The 24,766-nt window shown below is 72.1% G+C and carries 22 protein-coding genes; 15 read left to right on the forward strand and 7 right to left on the reverse strand.

Features of this window, described 5'->3' with window-relative positions; genetic code table 11:
• Window position 1 precedes the first annotated feature (1 nt).
• Window positions 2-3,253 (forward strand): efflux RND transporter permease subunit, encoded by a 3,252-nt coding sequence (locus ABKA19_RS04165; RefSeq protein WP_353687787.1) that lies wholly within the window; start codon window positions 2-4, stop codon window positions 3,251-3,253.
• A gap of 56 nt (window positions 3,254-3,309) precedes the next feature.
• Window positions 3,310-3,852: a hypothetical protein gene (locus tag ABKA19_RS04170; RefSeq protein ID WP_353687788.1), complete on the forward strand. Its 543-nt coding sequence runs from the start codon at window positions 3,310-3,312 to the stop codon at window positions 3,850-3,852.
• Here the strand turns inward: ABKA19_RS04170 and ABKA19_RS04175 are convergent.
• Entirely contained in the window at window positions 3,849-4,322 is a 474-nt protein-coding gene (locus ABKA19_RS04175) for a YehS family protein (RefSeq protein WP_353687789.1), read from the reverse strand. The two genes, ABKA19_RS04170 and ABKA19_RS04175, sit on opposite strands and share 4 nt — an antisense overlap.
• Window positions 4,323-4,420: 98 nt before the next feature.
• Complete coding sequence (locus tag ABKA19_RS04180) at window positions 4,421-4,705, reverse strand: hypothetical protein (RefSeq protein WP_353687790.1); 285 nt, start codon at window positions 4,703-4,705, stop codon at window positions 4,421-4,423.
• 182 nt (window positions 4,706-4,887) lie between these two features.
• Between ABKA19_RS04180 and ABKA19_RS04185 the strand changes: the two genes are divergently transcribed.
• The 8 genes from ABKA19_RS04185 to ABKA19_RS04220 all read left to right on the forward strand — a co-directional run bounded on the left by ABKA19_RS04185 (window position 4,888) and on the right by ABKA19_RS04220 (window position 13,375).
• The gene (locus ABKA19_RS04185) at window positions 4,888-5,379 is read left to right on the forward strand and encodes a hypothetical protein (RefSeq protein WP_353687791.1); all 492 of its coding nucleotides are present in this window, start codon (window positions 4,888-4,890) and stop codon (window positions 5,377-5,379) included.
• A 222-nt stretch (window positions 5,380-5,601) separates the two neighbouring features.
• Window positions 5,602-6,846: an MFS transporter gene (locus ABKA19_RS04190; protein WP_353687792.1), complete on the forward strand. Its 1,245-nt coding sequence runs from the start codon at window positions 5,602-5,604 to the stop codon at window positions 6,844-6,846.
• 110 nt (window positions 6,847-6,956) lie between these two features.
• On the forward strand, window positions 6,957-7,388 hold the full coding sequence (locus ABKA19_RS04195; RefSeq protein ID WP_353687793.1) for a hypothetical protein: 432 nt from the start codon (window positions 6,957-6,959) through the stop codon (window positions 7,386-7,388).
• Window positions 7,389-7,479: 91 nt separating this feature from the next.
• Window positions 7,480-8,520, forward strand: coding sequence for a Kelch repeat-containing protein (locus ABKA19_RS04200; RefSeq protein ID WP_502945700.1), 1,041 nt, complete (start codon window positions 7,480-7,482; stop codon window positions 8,518-8,520).
• Between the two features lie 289 nt (window positions 8,521-8,809).
• Complete coding sequence (locus tag ABKA19_RS04205; protein WP_353687794.1) at window positions 8,810-9,874, forward strand: class I SAM-dependent methyltransferase; 1,065 nt, start codon at window positions 8,810-8,812, stop codon at window positions 9,872-9,874.
• A 191-nt stretch (window positions 9,875-10,065) separates the two neighbouring features.
• Window positions 10,066-10,458, forward strand: coding sequence for a hypothetical protein (locus ABKA19_RS04210; protein WP_353687795.1), 393 nt, complete (start codon window positions 10,066-10,068; stop codon window positions 10,456-10,458).
• A 116-nt stretch (window positions 10,459-10,574) separates the two neighbouring features.
• Window positions 10,575-10,973 carry a heavy metal-responsive transcriptional regulator gene (locus tag ABKA19_RS04215; RefSeq protein WP_353687796.1) on the forward strand — a complete coding sequence of 133 codons (399 nt, stop codon included), beginning with the start codon at window positions 10,575-10,577 and terminating at the stop codon, window positions 10,971-10,973.
• Window positions 10,970-13,375, forward strand: coding sequence for a heavy metal translocating P-type ATPase (locus ABKA19_RS04220; RefSeq protein WP_502945701.1), 2,406 nt, complete (start codon window positions 10,970-10,972; stop codon window positions 13,373-13,375). Before ABKA19_RS04215 ends, ABKA19_RS04220 begins: the two co-directional genes overlap by 4 nt.
• Here ABKA19_RS04220 and ABKA19_RS04225 read toward each other — a convergent pair.
• Both ABKA19_RS04225 and aga27 read right to left on the reverse strand, forming a co-directional pair.
• Complete coding sequence (locus ABKA19_RS04225; RefSeq protein ID WP_353687797.1) at window positions 13,370-15,103, reverse strand: phage tail sheath family protein; 1,734 nt, start codon at window positions 15,101-15,103, stop codon at window positions 13,370-13,372. The two genes, ABKA19_RS04220 and ABKA19_RS04225, sit on opposite strands and share 6 nt — an antisense overlap.
• Window positions 15,104-15,207: 104 nt before the next feature.
• On the reverse strand, window positions 15,208-16,320 hold the full coding sequence (gene aga27 / locus ABKA19_RS04230; RefSeq protein ID WP_353687798.1) for an alpha-galactosidase Aga27: 1,113 nt from the start codon (window positions 16,318-16,320) through the stop codon (window positions 15,208-15,210).
• A 353-nt stretch (window positions 16,321-16,673) separates the two neighbouring features.
• Here aga27 and cax point away from each other — a divergent pair, with 353 nt between their 5' ends.
• A complete protein-coding gene (gene cax, locus ABKA19_RS04235) occupies window positions 16,674-17,744 on the forward strand; it encodes a calcium/proton exchanger (RefSeq protein WP_353687799.1) in 1,071 nt (356 codons plus the stop codon).
• A 4-nt stretch (window positions 17,745-17,748) separates the two neighbouring features.
• Window positions 17,749-18,423, forward strand: coding sequence for a potassium channel family protein (locus ABKA19_RS04240; protein WP_353687800.1), 675 nt, complete (start codon window positions 17,749-17,751; stop codon window positions 18,421-18,423).
• Between the two features lie 25 nt (window positions 18,424-18,448).
• On the opposite strand, the gene ABKA19_RS04245 is transcribed toward ABKA19_RS04240, so the two are convergent.
• Window positions 18,449-19,756, reverse strand: a complete 1,308-nt coding sequence (locus ABKA19_RS04245) for an APC family permease (protein ID WP_353687801.1) — start codon at window positions 19,754-19,756, stop codon at window positions 18,449-18,451.
• 169 nt (window positions 19,757-19,925) lie between these two features.
• Here ABKA19_RS04245 and ABKA19_RS04250 point away from each other — a divergent pair, with 169 nt between their 5' ends.
• Window positions 19,926-20,795 carry a DUF1349 domain-containing protein gene (locus ABKA19_RS04250; protein WP_353687802.1) on the forward strand — a complete coding sequence of 290 codons (870 nt, stop codon included), beginning with the start codon at window positions 19,926-19,928 and terminating at the stop codon, window positions 20,793-20,795.
• Window positions 20,796-20,815: 20 nt separating this feature from the next.
• Here ABKA19_RS04250 and ABKA19_RS04255 read toward each other — a convergent pair whose 3' ends face one another.
• Window positions 20,816-21,715 (reverse strand): SMP-30/gluconolactonase/LRE family protein, encoded by a 900-nt coding sequence (locus ABKA19_RS04255; protein WP_353687803.1) that lies wholly within the window; start codon window positions 21,713-21,715, stop codon window positions 20,816-20,818.
• A gap of 77 nt (window positions 21,716-21,792) precedes the next feature.
• Here ABKA19_RS04255 and ABKA19_RS04260 point away from each other — a divergent pair, with 77 nt between their 5' ends.
• Window positions 21,793-23,052, forward strand: coding sequence for an FAD-dependent oxidoreductase (locus tag ABKA19_RS04260; RefSeq protein WP_353687804.1), 1,260 nt, complete (start codon window positions 21,793-21,795; stop codon window positions 23,050-23,052).
• Between the two features lie 21 nt (window positions 23,053-23,073).
• The gene (locus ABKA19_RS04265; RefSeq protein WP_353688046.1) at window positions 23,074-23,499 is read left to right on the forward strand and encodes a YqaA family protein; all 426 of its coding nucleotides are present in this window, start codon (window positions 23,074-23,076) and stop codon (window positions 23,497-23,499) included.
• Window positions 23,500-23,514: 15 nt separating this feature from the next.
• On the opposite strand, the gene chrA is transcribed toward ABKA19_RS04265, so the two are convergent.
• Window positions 23,515-24,729 carry a chromate efflux transporter gene (gene chrA / locus ABKA19_RS04270; protein WP_353687805.1) on the reverse strand — a complete coding sequence of 405 codons (1,215 nt, stop codon included), beginning with the start codon at window positions 24,727-24,729 and terminating at the stop codon, window positions 23,515-23,517.
• Window positions 24,730-24,766: the final 37 nt, after the last annotated feature.

Here is a 24,766-nt window from a genome sequence, read left to right on the forward strand (position 1 = left end):
CATGGCAGCGCTGGAACCCGTCCGCCTGGGCCTGTCCGGGCGCATCGCCCGCACCTTCCAGGACAATCCGCTGACGCCGATCCTGGCGCTGCTGGGCCTGCTGCTCGGCCTGGTCGCGGTCGCCATCACCCCGCGCGAGGAAGAGCCGCAGATCGACGTCACCATGGCCAACGTCATCGTGCCGTTCCCCGGCGCGGACGCCCGCCAGGTCGAGCAGCTGGTCGCCTATCCGCTGGAACAGAAGCTGGCGGAGATCGAGCAGGTCAAGCACACCTACTCGACCAGCCGGCCCGGGATGGCGGTGCTGACGGTGGAGTTCGAGGTCGGCGTGGAGCGCCAGCCGGCGCTGGTGCGCCTGTACGACAAGGTGTTCTCCAACCAGGACTGGATGCCGCCTGGCGTGGCGGTGGGCCCGCCCATCGTCAAGCCCAAGGGCATCGACGACGTGCCGGTGATGACCCTGTCCCTGTGGACCGACGATCCGCGGCAGGGCGCGGTCGAGCTGGCCGAGGTCGCCCATACCCTGGAGGCCGAGCTCAAGCGCATTCCCGGCACGCGTGACATCGCCACCATCGGCGCCCCCGAGCGCGCGGTAATGGTCGCCCTCGATCCGGCGCGCCTGGCCAGCCACGACCTGGCGGTGTCCGACCTGGCCGCCGCCCTGCAGGCCGCCAACCTCGCGCGCCAGGCCGGCGAACGGATCGGCCCGGAGGGCGTGGTCCAGGTCGCCGCCGGTCGCTTCCTCGCCGACCGGCAGGAGGTCGCGGACCTGGTGCTGGGCGTGGCGGATGGCCAGCCGGTGCGGTTGCAGGACGTGGCCACCATCACCGACGCGGCCGACCTGCCGGTGCGCTACGTCTGGCACGGTGCGCCGCCCGGCCGCGAAGGGCCGGCCAGCGGCACGGCCCCGGCCGTGACCCTGGCCATCGCCAAGAAGCCCGGCGCCAACGCCGCCGACATCACCCGCCAGGTGCGGGAACGGCTGGACGCGCTGCAGGGGCAGGTCATCCCCGAGGGCGTGCGGGTCACCGTCACCCGCGACTACGGGCTGACCGCCAGCGACAAGGCGCTGACGCTGATCAAGAAGCTGTTCTTCGCCACCAGCTCGGTGGTGCTGCTGGTGCTGTTCGCGCTGGGCCGGCGCGAGGCGATCGTGATCGGCTCGGCGGTGGTGCTGACCCTGGCGGCGACCCTGTTCGCATCGTGGGCGATGGGCTTCACCCTCAACCGGGTCTCGCTGTTCGCGCTGATCTTCTCGATCGGCATCCTGGTCGACGACGCGATCGTGGTGGTGGAGAACATCCACCGGCACATGGCCGAGGGCGGGAAATCCCTGCGCGAGGCGATCCCGCCGGCGGTGGACGAGGTCGGCGGGCCGACCATCCTGGCCACCTTCACCGTGATCGCGGCGCTGATGCCGATGGCCTTCGTCACCGGCCTGATGGGGCCGTACATGCGGCCGATCCCGATCAACGCCTCGGTCGGCATGCTGCTGTCGCTGCTGATCGCGCTGGTGGTCACGCCGTGGCTGTCGCTGAAGCTGCTGCGCCGCCATGCACCGCCGGCCGAGGCCGATGCCGGCGGCGCGGGCGGCGGCGACCGCCACGCCGGCGGTGGCATGGCCGCGCGCCTGCACCGCCTGTTCGCGCGGCTGATGGGGCCGTTCCTGGATCCGGACCGCGGCGCGCGGCGCCGGCGCCTGCTGTTCGCCGCGATGGCCGGGCTGGTGCTGGTCGCCGCCGGCCTGGCCGGCGTCCGCCTGGTGGTGCTGAAGATGTTGCCGTTCGACAACAAGTCCGAGCTGCAGGTCGTGGTCGACCTGCCGGAAGGCCGCACCCTGGAGGACACCAGCGCACTGCTGGCCGAGCTGGCCGCCGTGCTCGACCGCACGCCCGAGGTGCTCGACTACCAGGGCTACGCCGGGACCGCCGCACCGATCAACTTCAACGGCCTGGTGCGGCAGTACTACCTGCGCGAGGGTGCCAACCTGGGCGATCTCCAGGTCAACCTGGTCGACCGCCACCAGCGCCGGCGCAAGAGCCACGACATCGCCGCGGCGTTGCGCCCGCAGCTGTCGCGGATCGGCGAGCGCCACGGCGCCTCGGTGAAGGTGGTGGAAGTGCCGCCCGGACCGCCGGTGCTGGCGCCGATCGTGGCCGAGGTCTACGGCCCCGACTACGGTCGTGCACGGGCGCTGGGCCAGGCGCTGGAGCAGCGCTTCCTGGCCACCGGCGGCATCGTCGACGTGGACAGCAGCGTGGAGGCCGAGGCGGCGCGGGAAACGCTGGTGGTCGACCGCGTTCGCGCCGCGCGGCTGGGCGTGTCGCAGGCGGCGATCACCGAGGCCATCGCCTCGGGTCTGGGCGGGCTGGATGCCAGCTACCTGGTCGACGACGGTTCCAGGCAGCCGCGTCCGATCCGCCTGCGCCTGCCGCCGGCGGACCAGGCCACGCTGGACGGGCTGCTGGCGCTGCGCGTGCGTGGCGGCCAGGGCCAGCTGGTGCCGCTGTCCGAGCTGGTCCAGGTGCGCCGCGACGGCTGGGACGGCGACATCCACCACAAGGACCTGCTGCCGGTGGTGTACGTGACTGGCGACGAGAGCGGCAGCGCCGACAGTCCCCTGTACGGCATGTTCGACCTGGTCGGGCAGGTTTCCGGCAACGCCATCGACGGCCAGCGACTGGAACAGTTCTTCATCCGCCAGCCGGCCGACACCGCGGCGTTCTCGGTCAAGTGGGACGGCGAGTGGCAGATCACCTACGAGACCTTCCGCGACATGGGCATCGCCTACGCGGTGGGCATGGTCCTGATCTACCTGCTGGTGGTCGCCTACTTCCGCGATTACCTGGTGCCGCTGGTGATCATGGCGCCGATCCCGCTGACCGTGATCGGGGTCATGCCCGGCCACGCGCTGATGGGCGCGCAGTTCACCGCGACCTCGATGATCGGCATGATCGCCCTGGCCGGGATCATCGTGCGCAACTCGATCCTGCTGGTGGACTTCATCAACCACCTGGTCGCGCGCGGGCACGCGCCGGAGCAGGCCGTGGTCGACGCCTGCGCGGTGCGAGCCCAGCCGATCGCCCTCACCGCGCTGGCGGCGATGGCCGGCGCGATGTTCATCCTCGACGATCCGATCTTCAACGGGCTGGCGATCTCGCTGGTGTTCGGCATCCTGGTCTCGACCGTGCTCACCCTGCTGGTGATCCCGCTGCTGTATTACGCCTTGCTGGAGTACCGTCGCCGCCGCTGATTCCGCGCCACCGGCACGCGGCGGATATCCTCGCTATGGAGCCCGGAGCCACTGCCATGCCCGCCATCGAAATGCGGATCGACTCGCTGCCCCAGTTGTTCGACTCGCTGGATCCGGCGCCCTTCCACGACCGCGCCCTGGACCGCGAAGCCGAAGCCTGGCTGCGCGAGTCGGTGGACGAGGTGCCTTCCAAGGAGCCGCTGGAGCTGGTGGTGCGGGGGCCGGAGGCGCTGCGCGGGAGCCTGCCGGAGATCGAGGCGGCGGTGCACGCGCATTTCCGCCGCGCGCTCGAGCACGAGGAGTGGAAGCTGCGGCGGCGCATGCGGATCGGTCGCCTGGCCCTGCTGATCGGCCTGGCGGTGCTGGCGGTGACGCTGCTCGCCAGGCACCTGCTGCACAGCGTGCATACGCCCGGAGCCGACGTGCTCGGCGAAGGGCTGCTGATCGTGGGCTGGGTGGGCCTGTGGCGTCCGGCCGAGATGCTGCTGTTCGAGCGCCTGGAGAACTCGGCGGACCGCGCGGTGTTGCGGCGGCTGTCGCGGATCCCGGTGCGGTTCCGGGCGCAGGCGGACGCGTCCGCGTTGCCGGCCGCCCGCTAGCCGCCGGTGCGGTAACGCAGGGTCAGCCCCTTGAGGAAGTTGCGCAGGATCTGGTCGCCGCAGGGACGGTAGTGCTTGTGGCCGGGCTGCCGGAACAGCGCGGTCATTTCCGGCTTGCCCAGCGGGAAGCCGGCCTGGGCGAAGATCTCGTGCATGTCCAGGTCCTTGAGCTGGAAGGCGACGCGCAGCTTCTTCAGCACCAGGTTGTTGGTGATGCGCTGCTCCACCGGGCGCGGCGGCTGGCTTTCGTCGCGGCCGCGGTAGTAGACGATCAGGCCATCGAGGAAACGCGCGAGCAGCGCATCGCTGCATGGAACCGCCCCGGCCTCGTCTTCCTTCTTCAGCAGCGCGGGGATGTCGGCCTTGTCGAGCGGGAATGCCGGGTCGACCAGGTGCACGATCTCCACCACCTTGGCATCGCCCAGGTCGAGCATGTAGCGGATGCTGCGCAGCACGTCGTTGTTGATCATCGGGGCGGCGCTCGTTCGTCGGCCAAAGCCTCGGGGGCGCGCAGTCTAGCGCGTGGCGGCGCGGGCGTCGCCGCCGCCGCCCGCCGTCGCGCGCGGTCTCAGCCGCTGCCAGGCACGTTGCCGAACAGCCACAGCACGACCGCGACCACCGCCGCGCAGCCGAGGATCAGGCCGATCATCAGGCCCATGGCCATGCGTGGCGGCTTGCCGCCGTCGGCCTGCGGATGGCGCGCCTCCGGCGGCGTGCCGAGGCGGGCGTCGTCTTCCGGTTGCATGGTGCCTCCCAGGATCGGGTACAGGGGCGTGAGCGGGCGGGGCCGGGTCAGCCGCCGGCGGATCAGCACCGTGCGCCGGGAATGGGCGAGGGTGGGGCGGGGCTGCATGCGGTTCATGCGGCGATCTTCCCGGTAGCGGCGTCACGGCGATGTGGATTGCAGGCACGCAGGCGGCAGCGTGTGGTCCGGTCGCCGCGACGGGCGTGCAGGCCGCAAGCCAGCCCCCATTCAATCGGGGCTTGCTAGCGTGGCCGCACGTCGCCCGTCCGGCGACTTCCGGAACCGCCGCCATGCGCCTGATCGCCATCCCTGTCTTCGCCTTGTGCCTGGCCGCCGCTCCGGCCTTCGCCAGCGATGCGGCGGCGCTGGACCTGAAGCTGCCGGAGGCCGCCTCGCCGTATGGCAACGATCCTCCGGGCACCTACTACGGCGATGCGTCCGGCGTACCGGCGCCGGCGGCCAGTTCGCGGGGCGTACGGCGCACCCTGTGCCCGACCTCGCCCGACGGAAGCGAGGCCAAGGTCACCGGCAGCGTCTCCACCGGGATGGGTTACTCCTCGCAGCTGGGCAGCAGCACCTTCGGCGGTGCCAGCCTGAACTACTGCGATACCTATACCACCGACAGCGGCGACGAGCGTACGATCAACATGCGCCTGGACATGAACACCTACGACGGGCCGGGCTACCCCGGCCCCGGGTACTACCGGGGCCATCCGGTGGGACCGCGCGGCTTCGGGCCCGAGTCCGGGCCCGGTCCGGCGATGCGCGGCGGTCCGCGCTGATCCACCGGCGGCGCGATCGGCGCGCCGCCCTGCTGCGACCACGCCAGCGGCTGACGTTCGCCACATGGCGGCGCTGCACTGATACGTCGGGCGCCGCGGGCGCCGTGGCATGGCCGCGCCGCGGGCGGCCAGCCTGGTCGGCGTCGCGCATCGCCGGTTGCCCCCTGTCGAATCCGGCCCGGGTGGTCCGTCGTTCCCGGGTCTACCCCAGGAGTTGCCGCCATGCCGCCTTCCACCACTGCCGTCCCGGCATTGGACCGCAACTGGTCGCTGGTCGCCGCCGGCGCGGTGCTCGGCTGCGTCGGCGTCGGCGCGCTGTTCTCGCTGGCGGTGCTGCTGCAGCCGATGGGCAGCGACACCGGCTGGTCGCGCGCGGGACTGTCGGCGGCCATGACCGTGGCCTTCCTCGCCAGCGGTTTCGCCGGATTCGGCTGGGGCGCATTGAGCGACCGGATCGGCCCGCGGCCGGTGGTCCTGGCCGGCTCGGTCCTGCTCGGGCTGGCGCTGGTGATGGCCAGCCGCGCGACCACGCTGCTGCAGTTCCAGCTGACCTTCGGCCTGCTGCTGGGCGTGGCGGTCGCGAGCTTCTTCGCGCCGGTGATGGCCGCCACCGCGGCCGCGTTCGATCGCCGCCGCAACCTGGCCATCGCGCTGGTCTCGGCGGGCGTGGGCGTGGCGCCGATGACGATGTCGCCGCTGGTGGCCTGGCTGCTGACCCAGGTCGGCTGGCGCGAGACGCTGCTGGTACTGGGCCTGCTGTGCTGGGCGCTCACCCTGCCGGCAGCCTGGTTCGTGCGTGCCGCGCCCGTGGGCGACGCGCATGCGACCGGCGGCGTGGCCGCTCCGGGCATGACGATGGCGCAGGCGCTGCGCTCGAAGCCGTTCATCGTGCTGGCACTGGCGTTCTTCGCCTGCTGCGCGGCGCACTCCGGGCCGATCTTCCACACGGTCAGCTACGCGGTCGGCTGCGGCCTGTCGGTGACCGCGGCGGTGACCATCTACAGCATGGAAGGCGCCGCGGGCCTCGGCGGGCGCCTGCTGTTCGGCCTGCTCGGCGACCGCTATGGCGCCAAACCGGTGCTGGTCGCGGGCCTGGCGATCCAGGCGCTGGCGGCCGTGGCGTACCTGGCGGTCGAACGGCTCGGCGGGTTCTACGCGGTGGCGTTCGTGTTCGGCCTCGCCTACGGCGGCACCATGCCGCTCTACGCATCGCTGGCGCGCGAGGCGTTCCCGCCGCGCATCCTCGGCGGCGTCATCGGCGCGATGACGATGCTCTCGGGGCTGGGGATGGCGCTGGGCCCGTTGCTCGGCGGCTGGCTGTTCGACCGCTACGGCAGCTATGCATGGATGTACGTCGGCTCGCTGATGCTCGGCCTGGCAGCAGCGGCGGTGGTCACCCGGTTTCCGCGTTCGCCTTCGCGAACACGCGAAGCGCAGGCCGGCGGCGAAGGCGTGCCGGCGGCCTGAGCCTGCGTGGCGAGGGCCTGCGTCGATCCACGGCCGGCGGCGGATCGATGGCGCCAGACCGCGGCGGGGCGATACCCTGCAGCTCCCACGACGACCGCCAGGCCCGTGCCATGACCCATCGCTTAGCCCTGTTCGCCACGTTGCTGTTCGCCGCTTCGGCCGCGCCCGCCGCCAGCCTCGACGGCGCCTGGCAATTGCAGGCGGGCGAATTCGTCGATGGCGCGGGCCAGCGCGTGGACTACGGCGAGGCCAAGCTGCAGGGCATCAAGGTGCTGGACGGTGGCACCTTCGCCTTCACCACCACCCGCGACGGCAAGTTCTGGGCCGGCGGCGCCGGCGGCTACGAGGCCGTCGATGGCCAGTACACCGAAACGCCGCGGATGGCGTCCTTCCCGCTCGAAGGCGATGGGCAGTACCGCTTCGACTACCGCCTCGAGGGCGACACCTGGACGCTGGAGCGTCGCGACGCGCAGGGCAGGGTGGTGGAGCGCGAGGTGTGGCGGCGGATGCCCGCAGCGGCCGCAAACGCGCACGCGCATTGACGCGGCCGCCCGGCGCAGGCGCGGTGCGCGGGATTGCGCTAGGGTCGGCGGGCGTCGCCGCGACGCCCCTGCCGCTGTACGGAAACACCTGATGGACCTGATCGTTCCGCTTCGACCCGCACGCCTGCCGCATCGGCTGTGGCACGCCGTCTTCTCCGCCGGCCTGCTGCTTGCTCCCGTGCTGGCGGTGGCCGGCGATGCGCTGCCTGCCTGGTCGATGCCGGCCGCGCAGGGCAAGCCAGCCGCCCGCCACGAGAACGGCTTCGTCGCGGTCGACGGGCGCCTCTACCTGCTGGGCGGGCGCGATGCGCGACCGCTCGACATCTTCGATCCGGCCACCGGTGCCTGGACGCGGGGCGCGCCACCGCCGCTCGAGGTCCACCACATGCAGGCGGTCGACCACGACGGCCGGCTATGGGTGCTGGGTGCGTTCACCGGCGGCTTTCCCGAAGAGCAGCCGCTGACCCACGTGCTGGTCTACGACCCCGCCAGCGACCGCTGGAGCGAAGGCGCCGAAGTGCCGGCGCACCGCCGCCGCGGCGCCGCCGGCGTGGTCGTGCACGATGGGCTGGTCTACCTGGTAGGCGGGAATACGCGCGGGCACATGGCCGGCTTCGTGCCGTGGCTAGACGTGTTCGACCCGGCGACCGGACAGTGGCGCGCGCTGGCCGACGCGCCGCACGCGCGCGACCATTTCCATGCCGTGGTGATCGACGGACGGATCTACGCGGCTGGCGGTCGCCGCACCTCTCACGATACCGGCGAGACGATGTCGCTCACCATTCCCGGGGTGGACGTCTACGACATCGGCAGCGGTCGCTGGCGCACATTGCCCGCGCCGCTGCCCACGCCGCGCGCCGGCGCCCCGGCGGTGGCGATGGACGGCAGGCTGGTGGTGCTGGGCGGCGAGAGCCCGGCGCAGGTGCCCGGCCACAGCGAGGTCGAAGCCTATGATCCGGCCACGCAGCGCTGGAGCACGCTGCCGCCGCTGCCGAAAGGCCGGCACGGCACCCAGGCGACGATGCTCGGCGGCGTGCTGCTCGTGGCCGCCGGCAGCGGCGATCGCGGCGGTGGTCCGGAGCTGGACGACCACCTCACCTTCGGTGCGACACGGGCGCCCCGGAACGATTGAGGGCGCGCCGCCGGGCGTCATCCGGTAGCGACGGGCGTCGTCGCAGCGCGCTCCATCTGCGATGGGACAACGTGCGGGGCACGGGCTGGGATCGACAACGCCGACGTCCTGCCGATCCACGTTGGTCCGTCGCCGGCGGATGCATGGCGGTGGCATTGCCGCCGCCTGTCCTGTTCAGGTAGCCGCGCAGTGGGCCAACGGTCCGCGTCCGCTGCCTGCCCGGCATCGCGTTGCAATCGATGGCAAGGCATTCCGCCTGGGGGGGAGGCCAGACCGCAGGAGCAGCGAGATGAACGAGCAACAAGCCACCCTCGACCAGGAGCGCCTGGGCCAGTTCCTCGGCATGGCGGTCGGCGACCTCGGCGCCGCGATCAGCGCGACGCTGGTGCTGGCCGGCGACCGCCTCGGGCTGTACAAGGCGCTGGCCGACGATCCGGCGACACCGGCCGAGCTGGCGCAACGCACCGGCACCCACGAGCGCTACGTGCGCGAATGGCTCTCCAACCAGGCGGCCGGCGGCTACGTCCAGTACGACGCGGCCAGCGGGCGCTACAGCCTCGACCAGGTGCAGGCCCTGTGCCTGGCCGGACCCGGCGGACCGGTGGACCTGCCCGGTGCGTACTACCTGATCGAGGCGACGTTCCATGCGCTCGACCGCACCATCGACAACTTCCGCAGCGGACGCGGCATGGAATGGGGCGAGCACCACGCCTGCCTGTTCCACGGCACCGAGCGCTTCTTCCGCGCCGGCTACAACGCGCACCTGCTCGGCGAATGGCTGCCGGCGCTGGATGGCGTGGTCGCCAGGCTGCAGCAGGGGGCGAAGGTCGCCGACGTCGGCTGCGGCCACGGGGCCAGCACGGTGCTGATGGCGCAGGCCTATCCGGCCTCGGAGTTCACCGGTTACGACTACCACGCCGATTCGATCCGGGTCGCCACCGAACGCGCGGCGGCAGCGGGCGTGGAGAACGTGCGCTTCGAAGTCGCCGACGCCACCGGTTATGGGGGGAAGGGATTCGACCTGATCGCCTTCTTCGACTGCCTGCACGACATGGGCGACCCGGTCGGCGCCGCACGCCACGCGCGCCAGGCGATCGCCGACGACGGCACCTGCCTGCTGGTCGAGCCGTTCGCCGGCGACCGGGTCGAGGACAACCTCAATCCGGTCGGCCGCGTCTATTACGGCGCCTCATCGCAGGTATGCGTGCCGGTGTCGCTGGCGCGCAACGGGCCGGCGCTCGGCGCGCAGGCCGGCGAGGCGCGCCTGCGCGAGGTGATGGCCGAAGCCGGCTTCAGCCGGTTCCGTCGCGCCACGCAGACGCCGTTCAACCTGGTGCTGGAGGCGCGGCCGTAGCGGGCCTCCGCGCTGGCCGCACCGATCCGCGGAGGGGGCGCGGCCAGGTCGGGACGCGCCATCCGGCATCGATCCATCGCGGCCGCTTCGCGAGTGGCGCACGCGCCGCGGCAGCGGGATGGCGCGCCTCGTCACCGGACCTGCACGCGGCCGGTCTAGCCTGGGCATGCCATCCATCGCGGAGCTGCGCCATGAAGCCTTCCTCGCTGCTGCTGCTCGCCTGCCTGTCGGCTGCGATGCTTGCGGCCTGCAACAAGCGCGACGATGCGGACATCCCGGCCGCCACGCCGTCGGCCGATGCCGCGGCCGCGGCCACTGCCACCGAGCCCGTGCCGGCACCGGCCACCTCCGCTACCGCGGCCGGTGACCAGTACCCCGCTGCGCGCGAGGCATGCCTGGCCGAAGTGGCGCGCCAGGCCGGCGTGGCGAAGGAGCAGCTCAGTGTCACCGAGGTGCTGTGGGCCGAGGCCGGCGTCGGCGTGACCATCCAGGTGCCGGGCGCACAGGCGCCCTGGTCGTGCCTGTCCGACGAGAACGGCAACGTGCAGGGCGCGGCCTACACCGGCTCGGAAGGAAGGCTGTAGCGCAGGCGGTGGCCGCACGCCGGCCACCTCCGGTGGGGTGGCGGCGCCGGGTGGGCCTTGACACTGGACTTGGGTCAAGGGTCCAAGCTATGCCCATCCCCGCACGATGCCTCCCCATGAAGATCGGCGAACTGGCCCGCAAGGCGGGCGTGAACATCGACACCGTCCGCTACTACGAGCGCCAGGGCCTGCTGCCGCCGGCGCCGCGCCTGGCGTCGGGCTACCGCGTGTACGCCGGGGCCGACCTGCGCCGCCTGCGCTTCGTGCGCCAGGCCAAGGCACTGGGCTTCACCTTGGAGGACATCGGCGAGCTGCTGTCGCTGTCGAGCCGGCGCGACAACGACATGGCCGGCATGAAAGCCACCGCCGCCGCGCGGCTGGCCGACGTCGACCGGCGCATCGCCGAACTGGAACGCATCCGGACTGCGTTGCAGTCCCTGGTCGAGGCCTGCCCCGGGCATGGCAGCGTGGAGGGCTGTCCGATCCTGAAGGCGCTGGCCGGAGAGCCGGCATGAGCCACGGACACGACCAGCATCCGCTGCATTCCCACGGCCAGCACGGTCCCACCAGGCCGGGCGCCTGCTGCGCCGGGGGCCACGGCGACGGCCAGGCGACGATGCGCGATCCGGTATGTGGCATGGCCGTCGACCCGGCCGATGCCAAGGGTGGATCGGCGACGCACGGGGGCCAGGCCTACCACTTCTGTTCCAGCGGCTGCCGGGCGAAGTTCGAGGCCGATCCGGCGCGCTACCTGCAGCCGGGGACGGAACCCGCGGCACCGCCACCCGAGGGCGCGATCTACACCTGCCCGATGCATCCGCAGATCCGCCAGGCCGGGCCCGGCACCTGTCCGCTGTGCGGCATGGCGCTGGAGCCGGAGATGCCCACCCTGGAGGAGGAAGACAACCCGGAGCTGCGCGACTTCAGCCGGCGCTTCTTCTGGACCCTGCCGCTGAGCCTGGCCGTGTTCGTGCTGGCGATGTTCGGCCACCGCTTCCACGGCCTGGCCGCGCCGACGCGCACCTGGCTGGAGTTCGCGCTGGCCACGCCGGTGGTGCTGTGGGCGGCGTGGCCGTTCTTCCAGCGCTGCGTGCAGTCGATCCGCCATCGCAGCCCGAACATGTGGACCCTGATCGGGATCGGCGTGGCCTCCGCCTACGCCTACAGCGTGGTGGCCACGGTGGCGCCGGGCGTGTTCCCGGCTTCGTTCCGCGAGCATGGCCGGGTCAACGTGTACTTCGAGGCGGCGGCGGTGATCGTGTCGCTGACCCTGCTCGGCCAGCTGCTGGAACTGAAGGCGCGCTCGCGCACCTCCGCGGCGATCCGTGCGTTGCTGGGCCTGGCGCCGAAGACCGCGCGGCGCATCGCCGGCGACGGCAGCGAAGCCGACATCCCGCTCGAACAAGTGCAGGTGGGCGATCGCCTGCGCGTGCGCCCGGGCGAGAAGGTGCCGGTCGACGGCACGGTGCTGGAGGGCCATTCCAGCGTCGACGAATCGATGCTCACCGGTGAGCCCATCCCGGTGGACAAGGCGGCCGGCGCGCGCCTGATCGGTGCCACGATCAACGGCACAGGCAGCCTGGTGATGCGCGCCGAGCAGGTCGGGTCGGCCACGGTCCTGGCGCAGATCGTGCAACTGGTCGCGCAGGCGCAGCGCTCGAAGGCGCCGATGCAGCGCATGGCCGACCGGGTATCCCATGTGTTCGTGCTGGTGGTGCTGGCGATCGCGCTGCTGACCTTCCTGGCCTGGGGCTTCTTCGGTCCGTCGCCCTCGTGGGTCTACGCCATCGTCAACGCGGTCTCGGTGCTGATCATCGCCTGTCCGTGCGCGCTGGGCCTGGCCACGCCGATGTCGATCATGGTGGCCACCGGCCGCGCCGCGCAGGAGGGCGTGCTGTTCAAGGACGCGGCGGCGATCGAGCAGCTGGCGAGGATCGACACGCTGGTGGTCGACAAGACCGGCACGCTGACCGAAGGCCGCCCGGCGTTCCGCGCGCTGCTGGCCGCTGGCGACGCTGGCGAGGACGCGCTGCTGGCCGGGGCGGCGGCGCTGGAGCAGGGCAGCGAGCATCCGCTGGCCGCGGCGATCCTGGCCGAAGCCGCGCGCCGCACGCTGGCGTTCGCGCCGGCCACCGGCTTCGAATCGGTGACCGGGCAGGGCGTGCGCGGGCACGTGGACGGGCACGCGCTGGCGCTGGGCAACGAAGCGCTGATGGCCTCCGTGGGCGTCGACCTGGCGCCGGTGCGCGACGCGGCCGATGCGCTGCGCGACGAGGGTGCGACCGTCATGTACCTGGCGCGGGACGGCCGCCTGGCGGGCGCGATCGCCCTGGCCGATCCGGTCAAGGCCACCACCGCCGATGCGCTCGCGGCCCTTCGCGGCGAAGGCCTGCGCATTGTGATGGCCACCGGCGATGCGGAAGCGACCGCGCGCTCGGTCGGCCGCACGCTGGGCATCGAGGAAGTGCACGGCGGGGTGAAGCCGGCCGACAAGGTGGCGCTGGTGCAGCGCCTGCGCGCGGAAGGGCGCAAGGTGGCGATGGTCGGCGACGGCATCAACGACGCGCCGGCGCTGGCTGCCGCAGACATCGGCATCGCCATGGGCACCGGCACCGACGTGGCCATGTCCAGCGCGCAGGTCACGCTGGTCAAGGGCGACCTGCGCCGGATCGTGGCGGCGCGCGCGATCTCCGCGCAGACCCTGGCCAACATGAAGCAGAACCTGGGCTTCGCCTTCCTCTACAACGCGCTGGGGGTGCCGGTCGCCGCGGGCGTGCTGTATCCGCTGGCCGGCCTGCTGCTCAGCCCCATGATCGCCGCGCTGGCGATGAGCCTGAGCTCGGTGTCGGTGGTGGCCAACGCGCTGCGCCTGGCGCGCGCGCGGACGGACGTGGCGCCGGCGGCAAGGCCTTCATGACGCCGCGGTCGCCTGGCCAACCCGGAAGACGAGGAACTCGGCGGGCTTGATCGGCGCCACCCCGACCAGGCAGACGACCCGCCCGGCGTCGAGGTCGACCTGGCTCATCGTGGTGCGATCGCAGCGGACGAAGAAGGCCTGTTCCGGCGTCGTCCCCTGCAACGCGCCCTTGCGCCATTCGGCGAGGAGGAAGTCGCCGATCCGCTGGCGCAGGCTGGTCCACAGTCGTTCGTCGTTGGGCTCGAACACCGCCCACTGCGTGCCCCGTTCGATGGAGGATTGCAGATAGTCGAGATGGCGCCTGACCGGCACGTACTTCCATTGCGGGTCCGGTGACAGCGTGCGCGCGCCCCAGACCCGGTGGCCGCGTCCTTCGAACCAGCGCAGGCAGTTCACCCCCTCCGCGTTGAGTACGTCCTGCCGGGCCCGGTCGATCGCGCGCTCGAAGCCGACGGCCGTCCGCACGACCTCGTTGGCGGGCGCCTTGTGCACGCCGCGCTCGACATCGGTGCGGGCGTAGATGCCGCAGAGTAAGCCGGAGGGTGGTAGCAGCAAGGTCTCCGGAGGGCCATCGCCCGGGTCGGCGCTGGGCCGGGCGATGGCCACCCACGGGTAGTACAGGGCCGCATGCGCGGTATCGAGGCTGCGTCGCAGCGCCCGGACCTGGGCGATGTCCAGTCCCTGCGGCGGGTCCAGCACGGCGAAGCGCCGGTTGCGCGAACCGTCGACATGGGCGACCAGGGCCTGCATGGCAACGTCGGCACCGGGTGCCGCCACCGTGGAAACCTCCTGCAGCGTTCCGGCCAGGCGCAGCGCGTGCTCGTAGTCGTCGGCCGTGGGTACGGGACCGTCGCTGCCGCCGGACAGCGTCCACTGGCAACGCGTGGCCCCTCGCGCCCCGGCAGCGGCGTTGCCGAGCAGCATCGTGCGCAGGCTGGCCGCATCGACCCGTTCGCCCACCTGCAGGAGCAGCGGATGCCAGAGGCGCCGGGCGTTGTGGGAAGACAGCACCTCGCCGGCCCAGCGCGGATGGCGACGGTCGTAGCCGAGTGCGTGCCATGCCGTTTCGCGTCCATCCGCATCGACGAAGGCGATATCCAGCGCCAGCAACCGGGGCTGCCGGGAGAGCAGTGCGCCGGCGTCGTGCACGACCGCATCCGGATCGGTGCAGCCGACCCACGCGTCGCCGGTCTTGAGGAAGTCCGCGCTCGTGCCGTCGCCGCCGGTGCGCAGCCAGCTGCCCGCGGGCGCCGACGCCAGCATCGCCGCAGTGGCCGGGGTCGCGGTTTCGGTGAGGGTGACCGTGCCGTTGCCCGCCTCGCCCGGGAAGGCGGCGTGGATGGCCACTGCCCCTGCCGCGTCGCCGGCGGCCAACACCGCCGATGCGGCCGTCGCGCCGCCGTCGCCGGGCGCCTGCGATACGGTCGCCACGCGCGCGACATGCAGGCGCGAACCGCCTTCCTGGAAATAGGTGCGCGCGGCGTGGGCCAGGTAATTGATCGCCGTCGCGCCATGGAAGCGGAGCGCCACAGGGCGACCGTAGACGCGCTCGAAATCGGCAGGACTGGTCAGCAGCGGGAAGTCGTCGGATGCTTCCACCGTGCCGACGACGGGACCGCTCCGCGCCGGGCCCACGAACAGGGCGGTCGTCGTGCCGACGCCTTCGATCGGGCGTGCGCTGAACGCGGTCTCTTCGACGTAGGCACCGGGGGCAGTGTAGTCGGGCATGGGGACGTGCCGGCGGGTTGCGAGGTCAGTGGTATACACGACGGCCGGCAGCGATGCCGGCCGCCCCTGCACTCGGGGAGTCGCGTCGATCGATGGACCGCGCGCTAGCGGGGCGACAGCCGCAGGACGACCACGCCGTGCGCGGGGATCGACGTGGCAAACGCAGTCGCGGTGTTGCCGGTGCCGCCGCTCCAGATGTCGCGCCAGGCGAAACGCTCGCGGCCGAAATCGATGCTGCGCCCGCTGAGGTCGTCCTTCATCTCGTGGAAGCTCCAGTCCACCCGGTGGTCGCGGGCGAGGTCGCCGCGGTTGAGCAGCAGCAACGCGTACTCGCCGCGTTCCAGTGGCTTGACGTAGACCTCGATGTCGCCCTCGTCGAGCCACTTCATCGCCTGGATGCCGAGGGCATCCTGGTGGATCGCGATCATGTCGCGATGGGTGAGGATGCGCCGGGTCGCCTCGCTCATCGTGCGCAGGTCGTTGCCGGCGATCAGCGGCGAGGCGAGCATCGCCCACAGCGAGAAGTGCGCGCGGTCCTCGTCCTCGCTCATGCCGTTGCCGACTTCCAGCATGTCCATGTCGTTCCAGTGGCCGGGGCCGGCGTACTGGCGCAGCCTGGCCTGCTTGTCCAGGATCGGCAGCACGCCCAGCGAGGACCACGAGCCATGGCTGTGCTCGCAATTCCAGCAGGGATAGATGTCGCCGGTGGTGCGCCAGGCATGGCCGACGTCCTTCGCCCATTCCCAGGGCTTGTTGTCGCCCCATTCGCAGATGCTGAAGAGCATCGGCCGTCCGGCCCGGTGGATCGCGTCGCGCATGGTGGTGTACGCCGACGCCGGGTCGAGGCCTTTCGTGTCGCACCAGTCGTACTTGACGTAATCGATGCCCCAGCGTGCGTAGGTGAGTGCGTCCTGGTACTCGTGGCCGCGGCTGCCGGGCCGGCCGGCGCAGGTGGTGTTGCCGGCATCGGAATAGATGCCCAGTTTCAGGCCCTTGCCATGCACGTAGTCGGCCAGCGCTTTCATCCCCGACGGGAAGGCCTTGGGATCGGCCTGGATGAAGCCGTCCGCGTCGCGTCCGCCGTGCCAGCAGTCGTCGATGTTGATGTACTCGTAGCCGGCCTCCTTCATGCCCGAGGCGACCATCGCATCGGCCATCTGCCGGATCAGCCGCTCGTCGACCTTGCAGCCGAACGTGTTCCAGCTGTTCCAGCCCATCGGCGGGGTTTCGGCGAGACCGGCGGATTTGCGCGCCGGCGCCTCCCATGGGAAGAGCAACGCGAGGGCAAGCATCGCGGGCCACGCACGCCGGATCCGGTTCACGGCCATCCTTGTCTGCGCCCGCCCGGGACCGGCGGAACTGGCAGGCCAGCATATCGGCGCAGCGAGGCCGGCGACGCGGCCGGACTATGAAGAGACCGGATACTTCGCCCGCCGTTCCGGAATAGTGGCGCGGCAAGCGCGCCACACCACCGATACCCGCTGCCCGGCGCGGGTAGGGCCAAGGGCCAATTGCCCGGCCGCCGCCGCCTGCGCGACGGTACCGGCGCCCACTGCGCTGGAATCCGCCGATGAAATGGCTGCTGGTACTCGTGCCGATCGCCATCGCCCTGGAGCATTTCGCCCCCGGCAACGACCTGCTGGTCTTCGCCGTCGCCGCCGGCGGCATCGTGCCGCTGGCCTCGATCATGGCGCAGGCGACCGGTTCGCTGGCCACGCGGCTGGGTCCTGGCCTGGGGGGGCTGCTAAATGCCACCTTCGGCAACGCCGCCGAGCTCATCATCGCCCTGGCCGCGCTGCGGGCAGGCCTGCACGACATGGTCAAGGCTTCGCTCGCCGGTACCATCATCGGCAACATCCTGTTCGTGCTCGGCGTGGCGATGGTGCTGGGCGGCACGCGCCATGGCGACCAGGCCTACGATGCGCGCGCCGCGCGCACCCAGGCCACCATGCTCACCCTGGCGGTGACCGCGCTGATCATCCCTGCCGCCTACCTGGCCATCGTGCCGCAGGCGCAGGTGCAGATGACCTCGATGAGCGCGCTGATCGCCGGGATCATGCTGGCCGTGTACGTGGCCAACGTGGCCTTCACCCTGGTGCGCAGCCGTGCCGACGCGGCCGCGGCCGCCGGGCAGCCCGACCAAGGCGACCTGCACCACGGCCCGCAATGGACGCCCGGCAAGGCGATGGCGGTCCTGTGCGCGGTGACGGTCGGCATCATCTGGCTCAGCGAGATCCTGGTCGGCACGGTGGAGGCGGCCAGCGAGGCGATGGGCTTCTCCGACGCGTTTACCGGCGTGTTCGTGCTGGCGGTGATCGGCGGCGCGGCCGAGCAGGCCACCGCGATCGTGGCCGCGCGCCACAACCGCATGGACCTGTCGATGTCGATCACGCTCGGCGCCAGCGTGCAGCTGGCGCTGCTGGTCGCGCCGCTGCTGGTGCTGCTGAGCTTCTTCGTCGGCCCGCACCCGATGGGGCTGGTGTTCGGTCCGGGCCTGGTCCTGACCATCCTGTTCGCGGTGATCATCGCCGGGCAGGTGGCCAGCGACGGGCGCGCCGACTGGCTGCGCGGCGTGCAGCTGCTGGCGGTGTACCTGATCCTGGCGACGGTGTTCTTCTTCGTGCCCGACGCCGCGGGGTGAGCCGGTGCAGCCGAGCCCGCTGCCGCTGCCCGGCCCGTTCACGCGCCATCGCTACGCGCTCCTGTTCTTCGCCCTGCTGGCGACGATCGCGGTCGGCCCGCTGCTGGAAGCGCTGGACTTCGGTCGCGTGTTCATGGAGGTGCTGCTGACCGCCAGCCTGGTGGCGGCGGTCGCGCCGATCGGCGTGCTGCAGAAGCGTCGGGTGATGTTCGCCGTCCTCGGCCTGGCCCTGGCGCTGCGCTGGTACGCCTCGCAGTCGGAGTCGGCCAGTGGCTCGGCCGTGGCCGCGCTGCTGTGGTGCGGGGTGGCCGTGGTCGCCGCCTACGGCGCCATCCGCTACTCGCTGTCCAGCGTGCGCATCGACGCCGAGCACCTGTGCGCCGCCCTGAGCGCCTACCTGCTCGTGGGCGTGTGCTGGGGCGTGATCTACGTGGCCGTGGTGCGCCTGCAGCCGAATGCGATGCTGTTCGCCGGCGCTCCGCTCGCGCACGGACTGGGCATGGGCGATGCGATCTACTTCAGCTTCGTCACCCTGGCCACGCTGGGCTACGGCGACCTCACCCCGGCCACGCCGGTGATGCGCGGGCTGGCCGTGTTCGAGGCGATCATCGGCCAGCTCTACCTGGCGATCATGGTCGCGCGCCTGGTCGGGCTGCAGACCGCGCTGCAGTCGCGCTAGGCGGCACAGGCTGGCCGGTGGCGGATCAGCGCGCCGGTCGTGGGAAGCGGTAGAACACGCTGCCCACCGCCATCGCCAGTGCGACCGCCAGCAGGTGCGCCATGCTCGCGCTGAGCAGCATCGCCAGCGACAGGAGCAGCGCGGCGACCGGCACCAGCGGCCCGCCCGGCAGGCGCCACGCGCCCGGCGGATCGCCCAGGCGCCGGCGCAGCACCAGCACGCTCGCGGCCGTGCTGATGTAGGCCAGCAGGCGGGTGACCATCGACAGCAGCGCCAGCTGCACGAACGAACCGCTCAGCGCCAGCGCCAGGGCCAGCGCGCACTGGAAGGCAATCGCGACCGCCGGCGTGTGCAGCCGCGGATGCACGCGCGCCAGCACCCGCGGACCATAGCCGTCGCTGGCCAGCGTGTGCAGGAAGCGCGGGCCCAGCAGCATGGTCGCGTTGCTGGTGCCGAGGATCGACAGCGCCGCGCCGATCGTCATCAGCCAGGCCAGGGGCTCGCCGCCGAACATCGCGGCTGCGTCGGCGACCGGCGTGGCCGATTCCGCCAGCGCGGACAGCGTGCCTTGTGCCACCAGCTGCACCGCCGCATACAGCGCGGTGACCAGGGCGATCATCGCCACCAGCGCGAACGGCACGTTGCGCCGCGGGTTGCGGTACTCGCCCGCGGCCACCGACAGGTTCTCGAAGCCGGCGTAGGCGAACAGCAGCAGCAGGGCGGCCTGGCCGGTCTGGCGCCAGTCCAGCGCGGCCGGCACCTCACCGCCGAAGGCCAGCTGCCAGTCGACATGGAACACGCCGATGCCGAGGAACAGCAGCAGCGGCAACAGCTTGCCGAACACCAGCGCCATCGACACGTTCGCCGCCCAGCGCACGCCGGCGATGTTGATGCCTGCCAGCAGCAGCAGCGAACCGGCCACCACGGCGATGCGCCCTCCGGTTTCATTGGCCAGTGGCCAGAAGCGCCCGACCGCCGCGGCCAGGCCGTTGGCCAGCGAGGCGGCCGTCGCGATGCGGGTGAGCCAGATCATCCAGCCGACCTGGAACCCGGCGAACGGGCCGAACGCTTCGCGCGCGTACAGCGCGCTGCCGCCCTGCACGTCGAAATAGCTGCCGGCCTTGGCGTAGCACAGCACCAGCAGGCTCACGGTCACCCCGGCGAGCAGCACGCCCCACACGCTCCACGGGCCGAGCAGCGCGAACGCCGCCGCCGGCAGCAGGTACACGCCGCTGCCGACCACGCTGTTGATCGACAGGCCCAGGATCTGCCAGCGGCCGACGGCGCGCAGCAGGCCCTGCGGCGAATGTGGACCCGGTGCCGGTGTGCTCATCGCCGCTCCGTCGCAACCCCGGCTCAGGGTAGCCGCTGCGCGCGCCGGCGCGAAGTGTCCGCGGACGTCCGCGCGGACGGTCGGCGGACATAGGCAAACCGGCATGTAAACATGTCGTTCCCGGTCCGCGTCGACACGCTGCACGCTTGTCCAACCGCGGGAGTACGACATGCGCAGTCTGCTGTGGCTTGTGTTGCTGGCGCCGGTGGCGTCGGCCGACGACCTGTCGCGGTTGAGCGACGAATTCGATGCGCGCGGCACGCACGCGCCGTGGACCCTGTTCCACGAGGCCTACGGCTGGCCCGACAAGATCAGGCACCTGGACATCGGCCGGACCACGCCGGGCGCGCTGAACCTGCAGCCGCAGCATTCGGCGTGGGTGCGCGACCTCAATGCCCCGTTCCTGTTCCAGGAGGTGCAGGGCGATTTCGACGTGCGCGCCCGCGTGCGCGTGCGCGGCGCGGCCACCGAAGTGGCCGGCGGCACCTGGTCGCTGGGCGGCCTGCTGGCGCGCGTGCCCAACCGCAGCAGCGCGGCGCAGTGGCAGCCGCGCCGCGAGAACTGGCATTTCATCACCACCGGCGTCGGCCACGTGCCCGGCGTGCAGATGACCGAGACCAAGGGCACCTACAACAGCTATTCCTCGCTCAAGCTGCGGCCGTTCCCGACCGGCTGGGTGGAGCTGCGGCTGGTGCGCGTGGGCATGGCCCTGGTCGCGCTGGCGCGCCCGGACGCGCAATCGCAATGGCAGGTACGCGACCGCTGGTACCGGATGGAGAACAACCCGGCCATGCAGGTGGGGCTGGTCGCCTACACCCACAGCGACGACGTGCCGCACGGCCTGCCCGAGGATCCGGAGAGGATCAACCGCAGCCGCGAGGCCGACGCCCGCACCGACATGGCCATGGACGTGGACTGGATCCGTTTCGCCCGGCCGCGGCTGGCCGCGGTGCCCGACTGGTACGCGCAGGTCAGCGCCAACCCGCTGGCCGATACCGGCCTGTCCGACGCGCAGGTGCTGGCGCTGCTGGGCGAGTGACCCCGCGCGGCCGGCCCGGCCTAGTCCGCCGGCGCCCAGCGGTACGCGCGCAGGTGGTCGTCGCGCAGCATCGGCACCAGCAGCAACTGGCGGTCGGGCAGGTAGTGCAGGTCGGCGGTGCCGATCGACAGCGTCAGCAGCGGTTCGACGCTGCCATCCGGGCCGATGCGCAGCAGCCGGCCCGGGGTGAAATCGCTGACGATCCAGCCGCCGCGGCCGTCGGGCTCGATGCCATCGATATGGCCGATCGGCGCGTTGCCGATGCGGCCGACCGCGCCGGTGTCCAGGTCGATCGTGGTGAGGTGGCCCAACTGCTCGCCCTGCGCGGCGGGCACCCGCCAGCTGCCCAGCAGCAGCCGGTCGCCGTCGGCGCGCACGCCGTTGAACTTGCCGGTGGTGTCCGTGTCGACCTTCGCCCAGGGCGCGAAGGCGCCGTCGGACAGGCGGAACACGGTGTCCAGGCGCCCGCTGAAGGCGTAGACGTTGCCGCGCGCATCGGCGGTGACGTCGTTGAACTGCGCCGGGCCGCCGTCGTCCGGCGCATGGCGGGCGACGATGCGCGCGCCGTCCAGGTCCATCTCCACCAGCGCGTCGTCGTCGCCCGCATACAGGCGGCCGTTCGCCAGCGCCAGTCCCTTCGGGTTCTGCAGGCCGGTGATCCACTTCAGCTCGGTGATGTTGCCGCGCCCGTCGAGCCGGCTGATGAAGCCGTCGCCGGCGATCGCACCGTCGCCGCGCGTGGCCATGTTGGACACGTAGAAGCGGTCGCGCGCGTGGTCGTAGACCACCGATTCCGGCGCGGAGAAGCCGCCGACGGTCCACAGCAGTTCCGGCGCCGGTTGCGCGGCGGCATGGGCGTGCGCCGCGGGCAGCAGGAACGGCAGCAGTAGCAGGGCGAGGTTTCGAGAGGAGAGGAGCATGCGGTCCGCACCGGTTGCCGGGATCGCCGGCTAGGATAGCGAAAGGGAAGGACGGGCAACGGAGAGCGGGGACAGCCATGGAATCGCAGCGCATCGCCATCGTCGGCTACGGCAGTGCCGGCCAGGCCAGTGCCGTGCTGCTGGAACGCGATGGGCACGAGGTCACCGTGTTCGAGCGCGTCACGAAGCCGGGCCCGGTGGGCGCGGGTTTCCTGCTGCAGCCAAGCGGCCTGCAGGTGCTGTGGCAGATGGGCTTGCTGGAGCCGGTGTTGCGCCACGGCGCACGCGTGGACCGGCTGTTCGGCGACACGCCCTGCGGCCGCGCGGTGATGGACATGCGCTACGCCGGGCTGGACCGGCGCCTGCATGGCGTCGGCCTGCAGCGCGGTGCCCTGTTCTCGATCCTCGATTCGGCCTGGCCCGGCCGCTCGCGGGCGCTGCATGCCGGCCGCGAGATCGTGGCCGTGGACCACGAGCGCGGCCTGCTGCGCGATGCGCAGGGCGAGGTGCACGGGCCGTACGACCTGGTCGTGGTCGCCGACGGTGCGGCCTCGCGCCTGCGCCAGGAGGTGGCGGCCCCGCGCATTGACCGGCCCTATCCGTGGGGCGCGCTGTGGTGCCTGCTCCCGGTCGGCGAGTGGCCGGCGGTGGCCGAACTGCGCCAGCGCTACGTCGCCGCGCGGCGCATGGTCGGGCTGCTGCCGGTAGGCGGCTGCCCGGGCGACCCGACCCGTCGCCTGAGCTTCTTCTGGAGCCTGCGCGCCGACGACTTCGAAGCCTGGGAAAGGCGGGGACTGGATGCCTGGCACGGGGAGCTGCGGCAACTGTGGCCGGAAGCGTCGGCCGTGTTCGCCGGCATCACCGACGCCGCGCAGCTGGCACGGGCGCGCTATCGCGACACCATCGCGCGCCACTGGTACCGGGGGCGGGTCGTGCTGGCCGGGGATGCGGCGCATGCGATGAGTCCGCAGCTCGGGCAGGGCGTGAACATGGCGCTGATGGATGCCGCCGCACTGGCGCGATCGCTCCGCGAGGCGCCGTCGCTGGCCAACGCGCTCGACGCCTACCAGCGCTCGCGCCGTTCGCACGTCTGGATCTACCAGTTGTGGAGCCGCTGGCTGACGCCGCTGTTCCAGTCCGAGCGCGACACCGCGGCCCGTTTGCGCGACGTGGCCTTCCTGCCGCTGGGCAGGATGCCCGGTGGCCGCGGCCAGATGCTGCGCGTGCTCACCGGCACCCGTCGCGGCGTGTTCGGGACCCTGGCGCTCGAGGCGGCGTTCGTCGACGCGCTGACGCCATCATCGCCGCCGGCCGCCTGCGCCGCGGCGGCCGATTGAGCGCGCATGTCGTTCGATCCGATGATCCATGGCGGGCTGTTCCTCGCCGCCTTCCTCGCCGCCACGCTGCTGCCGCTGCAGTCCGAGGCGGCGCTGGTGGCGCTGCTGCTGGCCGGCTACCCGCCGTGGCTGCTGGTGCTGGTCGCGAGCCTCGGCAACGTCCTCGGTTCGACCGTGAACTGGTGGCTGGGGCGGGGACTGCTGCGCTTCCAGGACCGGCGCTGGTTCCCGGTGTCGGCCGCGGCGCTGGCGCGCGCGCAGCGCAGCTACCGGCGCTGGGGCCGCTGGTCGCTGCTGCTGAGCTGGATGCCGGTCATCGGCGATCCGCTGACCCTGGCCGCCGGGATCATGCGCGAGCCGTTGCGCGTGTTCCTGCCGCTGGTGGCGGTGGCCAAGGCGGCCCGCTACCTCGTGCTGGCCTGGGCGACGCTGCAGTACGCCGGCTGACCGCGTGGCGATGCGTCAGCGGAGGCCGGCCAGCATCGCCATGCCGACGCAGCTGGCGACCACCGCGAGCACCGGCAGCCGCCCGCTCGCCAGCAGCGCGAACGTGGCCGCGGCGATGGCGATGTCGAGCGGGCCGTCGATCGCATGCTTCCACACCGGGTCGTACAGCGCCGCGGCCAGCAGCCCCACGACTGCCGCATTGACCCCGGCGACCGCTCGCCGCGCGCCGGGATGGGCCGCGATCCCCGACCAGGCCGGCAGCACCGCCAGCAGCAGCAGGAAACCGGGCAGGAATACCGCGAGCAGTGCGACCGTCGCGCCGATCCAGGCGGGGGTGTCCAGCTCCACCAGCGCGCCCAGATAGGCGGACAGGCTGAACATTGGCCCGGGCATCGCCTGCGCGGCGCCGTATCCGGCCAGGAAGGCGTCCTGCGTGATCCAGCCCGGCTCGACCACGCTCTGCTGCAACAGCGGCAGCACCACGTGGCCACCGCCGAAGACCAGCGCGCCGGCGCGGTAGAACGCCGCGGCCAGGCCGGCCAGCGTCGGTGTCGCGTCCGATCGCACCAGCAACGAGGCGACCAGGCCCGCGAGGAACAGCGCCAGGCACATGGCCGCGGTACGCATGCCGTAGGGCAGTACGAAGGCCGCCGCCGGCGGCGCCTGCGGGGTGCGGCAGGCCCAGTGGCCGGCCAGCGCGCCGAACCCGATCGCCACCAGCTGCATCCAGGCCGTGCCGCCCGCCAGGACCAGCGCGGCCGCGACCACCGCGATCGCGGCCCGGGGCACGTCGCTGGCCAGCTGGCGCGCCATGCCGACCACGCCATGCGCGACCACCGCCACGGCCACCAGGGCCAGGCCGTGCAGGGCCGCCATGCTGGCCGGCGTGTCCAGCCGCGGCGACAGCGCGGCCAGCAGTCCCATCAGCAGCGCCGAGGGCAGGGTGAAGCCGGCGAACGCCTGCAGCGCGCCGCGCCCGCCATCGCGCTGCAGGCCGATCGCCAACGCCAGCTGGCTGCTCGCCGGTCCCGGCAGGAACTGGCACACCGCCAGCAGCTGGGCGAAGCGCGGTTCGTCCAGCCAGCGCCGGCGCAGGACGAAGGCTTGGCGCAGGTAACCGATGTGCGCGATCGGCCCGCCGAAGGCGGTCGAACCGAGGGCGAGGAAGGCGCGGAACACCTCGCCGGCGCGGACGGGCGGGGGCGAAGGCGAGGGGCTGGAAGCTGCCAACGTGTCTGGACCGTGCGGGGGGATGGAAGATTCAACG

Origin of the sequence: Pseudoxanthomonas sp. Soil82 (assembly GCF_040446535.1) — a bacterium.
GTDB classification, from domain to species: Bacteria; Pseudomonadota; Gammaproteobacteria; order Xanthomonadales; family Xanthomonadaceae; genus Pseudoxanthomonas; species Pseudoxanthomonas kaohsiungensis.

What these genes read in the sequence shown, in the direction of transcription:
- ABKA19_RS04255 (WP_353687803.1), bottom strand. Translation starts at nt 21,715, where the DNA reads ATGCTCCTCTCCTCTCGAAACCTCGCCCTGCTACTGCTGCCGTTCCTG.
- ABKA19_RS04215 (WP_353687796.1), top strand. Translation starts at nt 10,575, where the DNA reads ATGAAGATCGGCGAACTGGCCCGCAAGGCGGGCGTGAACATCGACACC.
- ABKA19_RS04220 (WP_502945701.1), top strand. Translation starts at nt 10,970, where the DNA reads ATGAGCCACGGACACGACCAGCATCCGCTGCATTCCCACGGCCAGCAC.
- ABKA19_RS04190 (WP_353687792.1), top strand. Translation starts at nt 5,602, where the DNA reads ATGCCGCCTTCCACCACTGCCGTCCCGGCATTGGACCGCAACTGGTCG.
- ABKA19_RS04245 (WP_353687801.1), bottom strand. Translation starts at nt 19,756, where the DNA reads ATGAGCACACCGGCACCGGGTCCACATTCGCCGCAGGGCCTGCTGCGC.
- ABKA19_RS04205 (WP_353687794.1), top strand. Translation starts at nt 8,810, where the DNA reads ATGAACGAGCAACAAGCCACCCTCGACCAGGAGCGCCTGGGCCAGTTC.
- aga27 (WP_353687798.1), bottom strand. Translation starts at nt 16,320, where the DNA reads ATGGGCTGGAACAGCTGGAACACGTTCGGCTGCAAGGTCGACGAGCGG.
- ABKA19_RS04260 (WP_353687804.1), top strand. Translation starts at nt 21,793, where the DNA reads ATGGAATCGCAGCGCATCGCCATCGTCGGCTACGGCAGTGCCGGCCAG.
- ABKA19_RS04225 (WP_353687797.1), bottom strand. Translation starts at nt 15,103, where the DNA reads ATGCCCGACTACACTGCCCCCGGTGCCTACGTCGAAGAGACCGCGTTC.
- ABKA19_RS04195 (WP_353687793.1), top strand. Translation starts at nt 6,957, where the DNA reads ATGACCCATCGCTTAGCCCTGTTCGCCACGTTGCTGTTCGCCGCTTCG.
- ABKA19_RS04200 (WP_502945700.1), top strand. Translation starts at nt 7,480, where the DNA reads ATGGACCTGATCGTTCCGCTTCGACCCGCACGCCTGCCGCATCGGCTG.
- ABKA19_RS04175 (WP_353687789.1), bottom strand. Translation starts at nt 4,322, where the DNA reads ATGATCAACAACGACGTGCTGCGCAGCATCCGCTACATGCTCGACCTG.
- ABKA19_RS04180 (WP_353687790.1), bottom strand. Translation starts at nt 4,705, where the DNA reads ATGCAGCCCCGCCCCACCCTCGCCCATTCCCGGCGCACGGTGCTGATC.
- ABKA19_RS04170 (WP_353687788.1), top strand. Translation starts at nt 3,310, where the DNA reads ATGCCCGCCATCGAAATGCGGATCGACTCGCTGCCCCAGTTGTTCGAC.
- ABKA19_RS04165 (WP_353687787.1), top strand. Translation starts at nt 2, where the DNA reads ATGGCAGCGCTGGAACCCGTCCGCCTGGGCCTGTCCGGGCGCATCGCC.
- cax (WP_353687799.1), top strand. Translation starts at nt 16,674, where the DNA reads ATGAAATGGCTGCTGGTACTCGTGCCGATCGCCATCGCCCTGGAGCAT.
- ABKA19_RS04210 (WP_353687795.1), top strand. Translation starts at nt 10,066, where the DNA reads ATGAAGCCTTCCTCGCTGCTGCTGCTCGCCTGCCTGTCGGCTGCGATG.
- ABKA19_RS04265 (WP_353688046.1), top strand. Translation starts at nt 23,074, where the DNA reads ATGATCCATGGCGGGCTGTTCCTCGCCGCCTTCCTCGCCGCCACGCTG.
- ABKA19_RS04250 (WP_353687802.1), top strand. Translation starts at nt 19,926, where the DNA reads ATGCGCAGTCTGCTGTGGCTTGTGTTGCTGGCGCCGGTGGCGTCGGCC.
- ABKA19_RS04185 (WP_353687791.1), top strand. Translation starts at nt 4,888, where the DNA reads ATGCGCCTGATCGCCATCCCTGTCTTCGCCTTGTGCCTGGCCGCCGCT.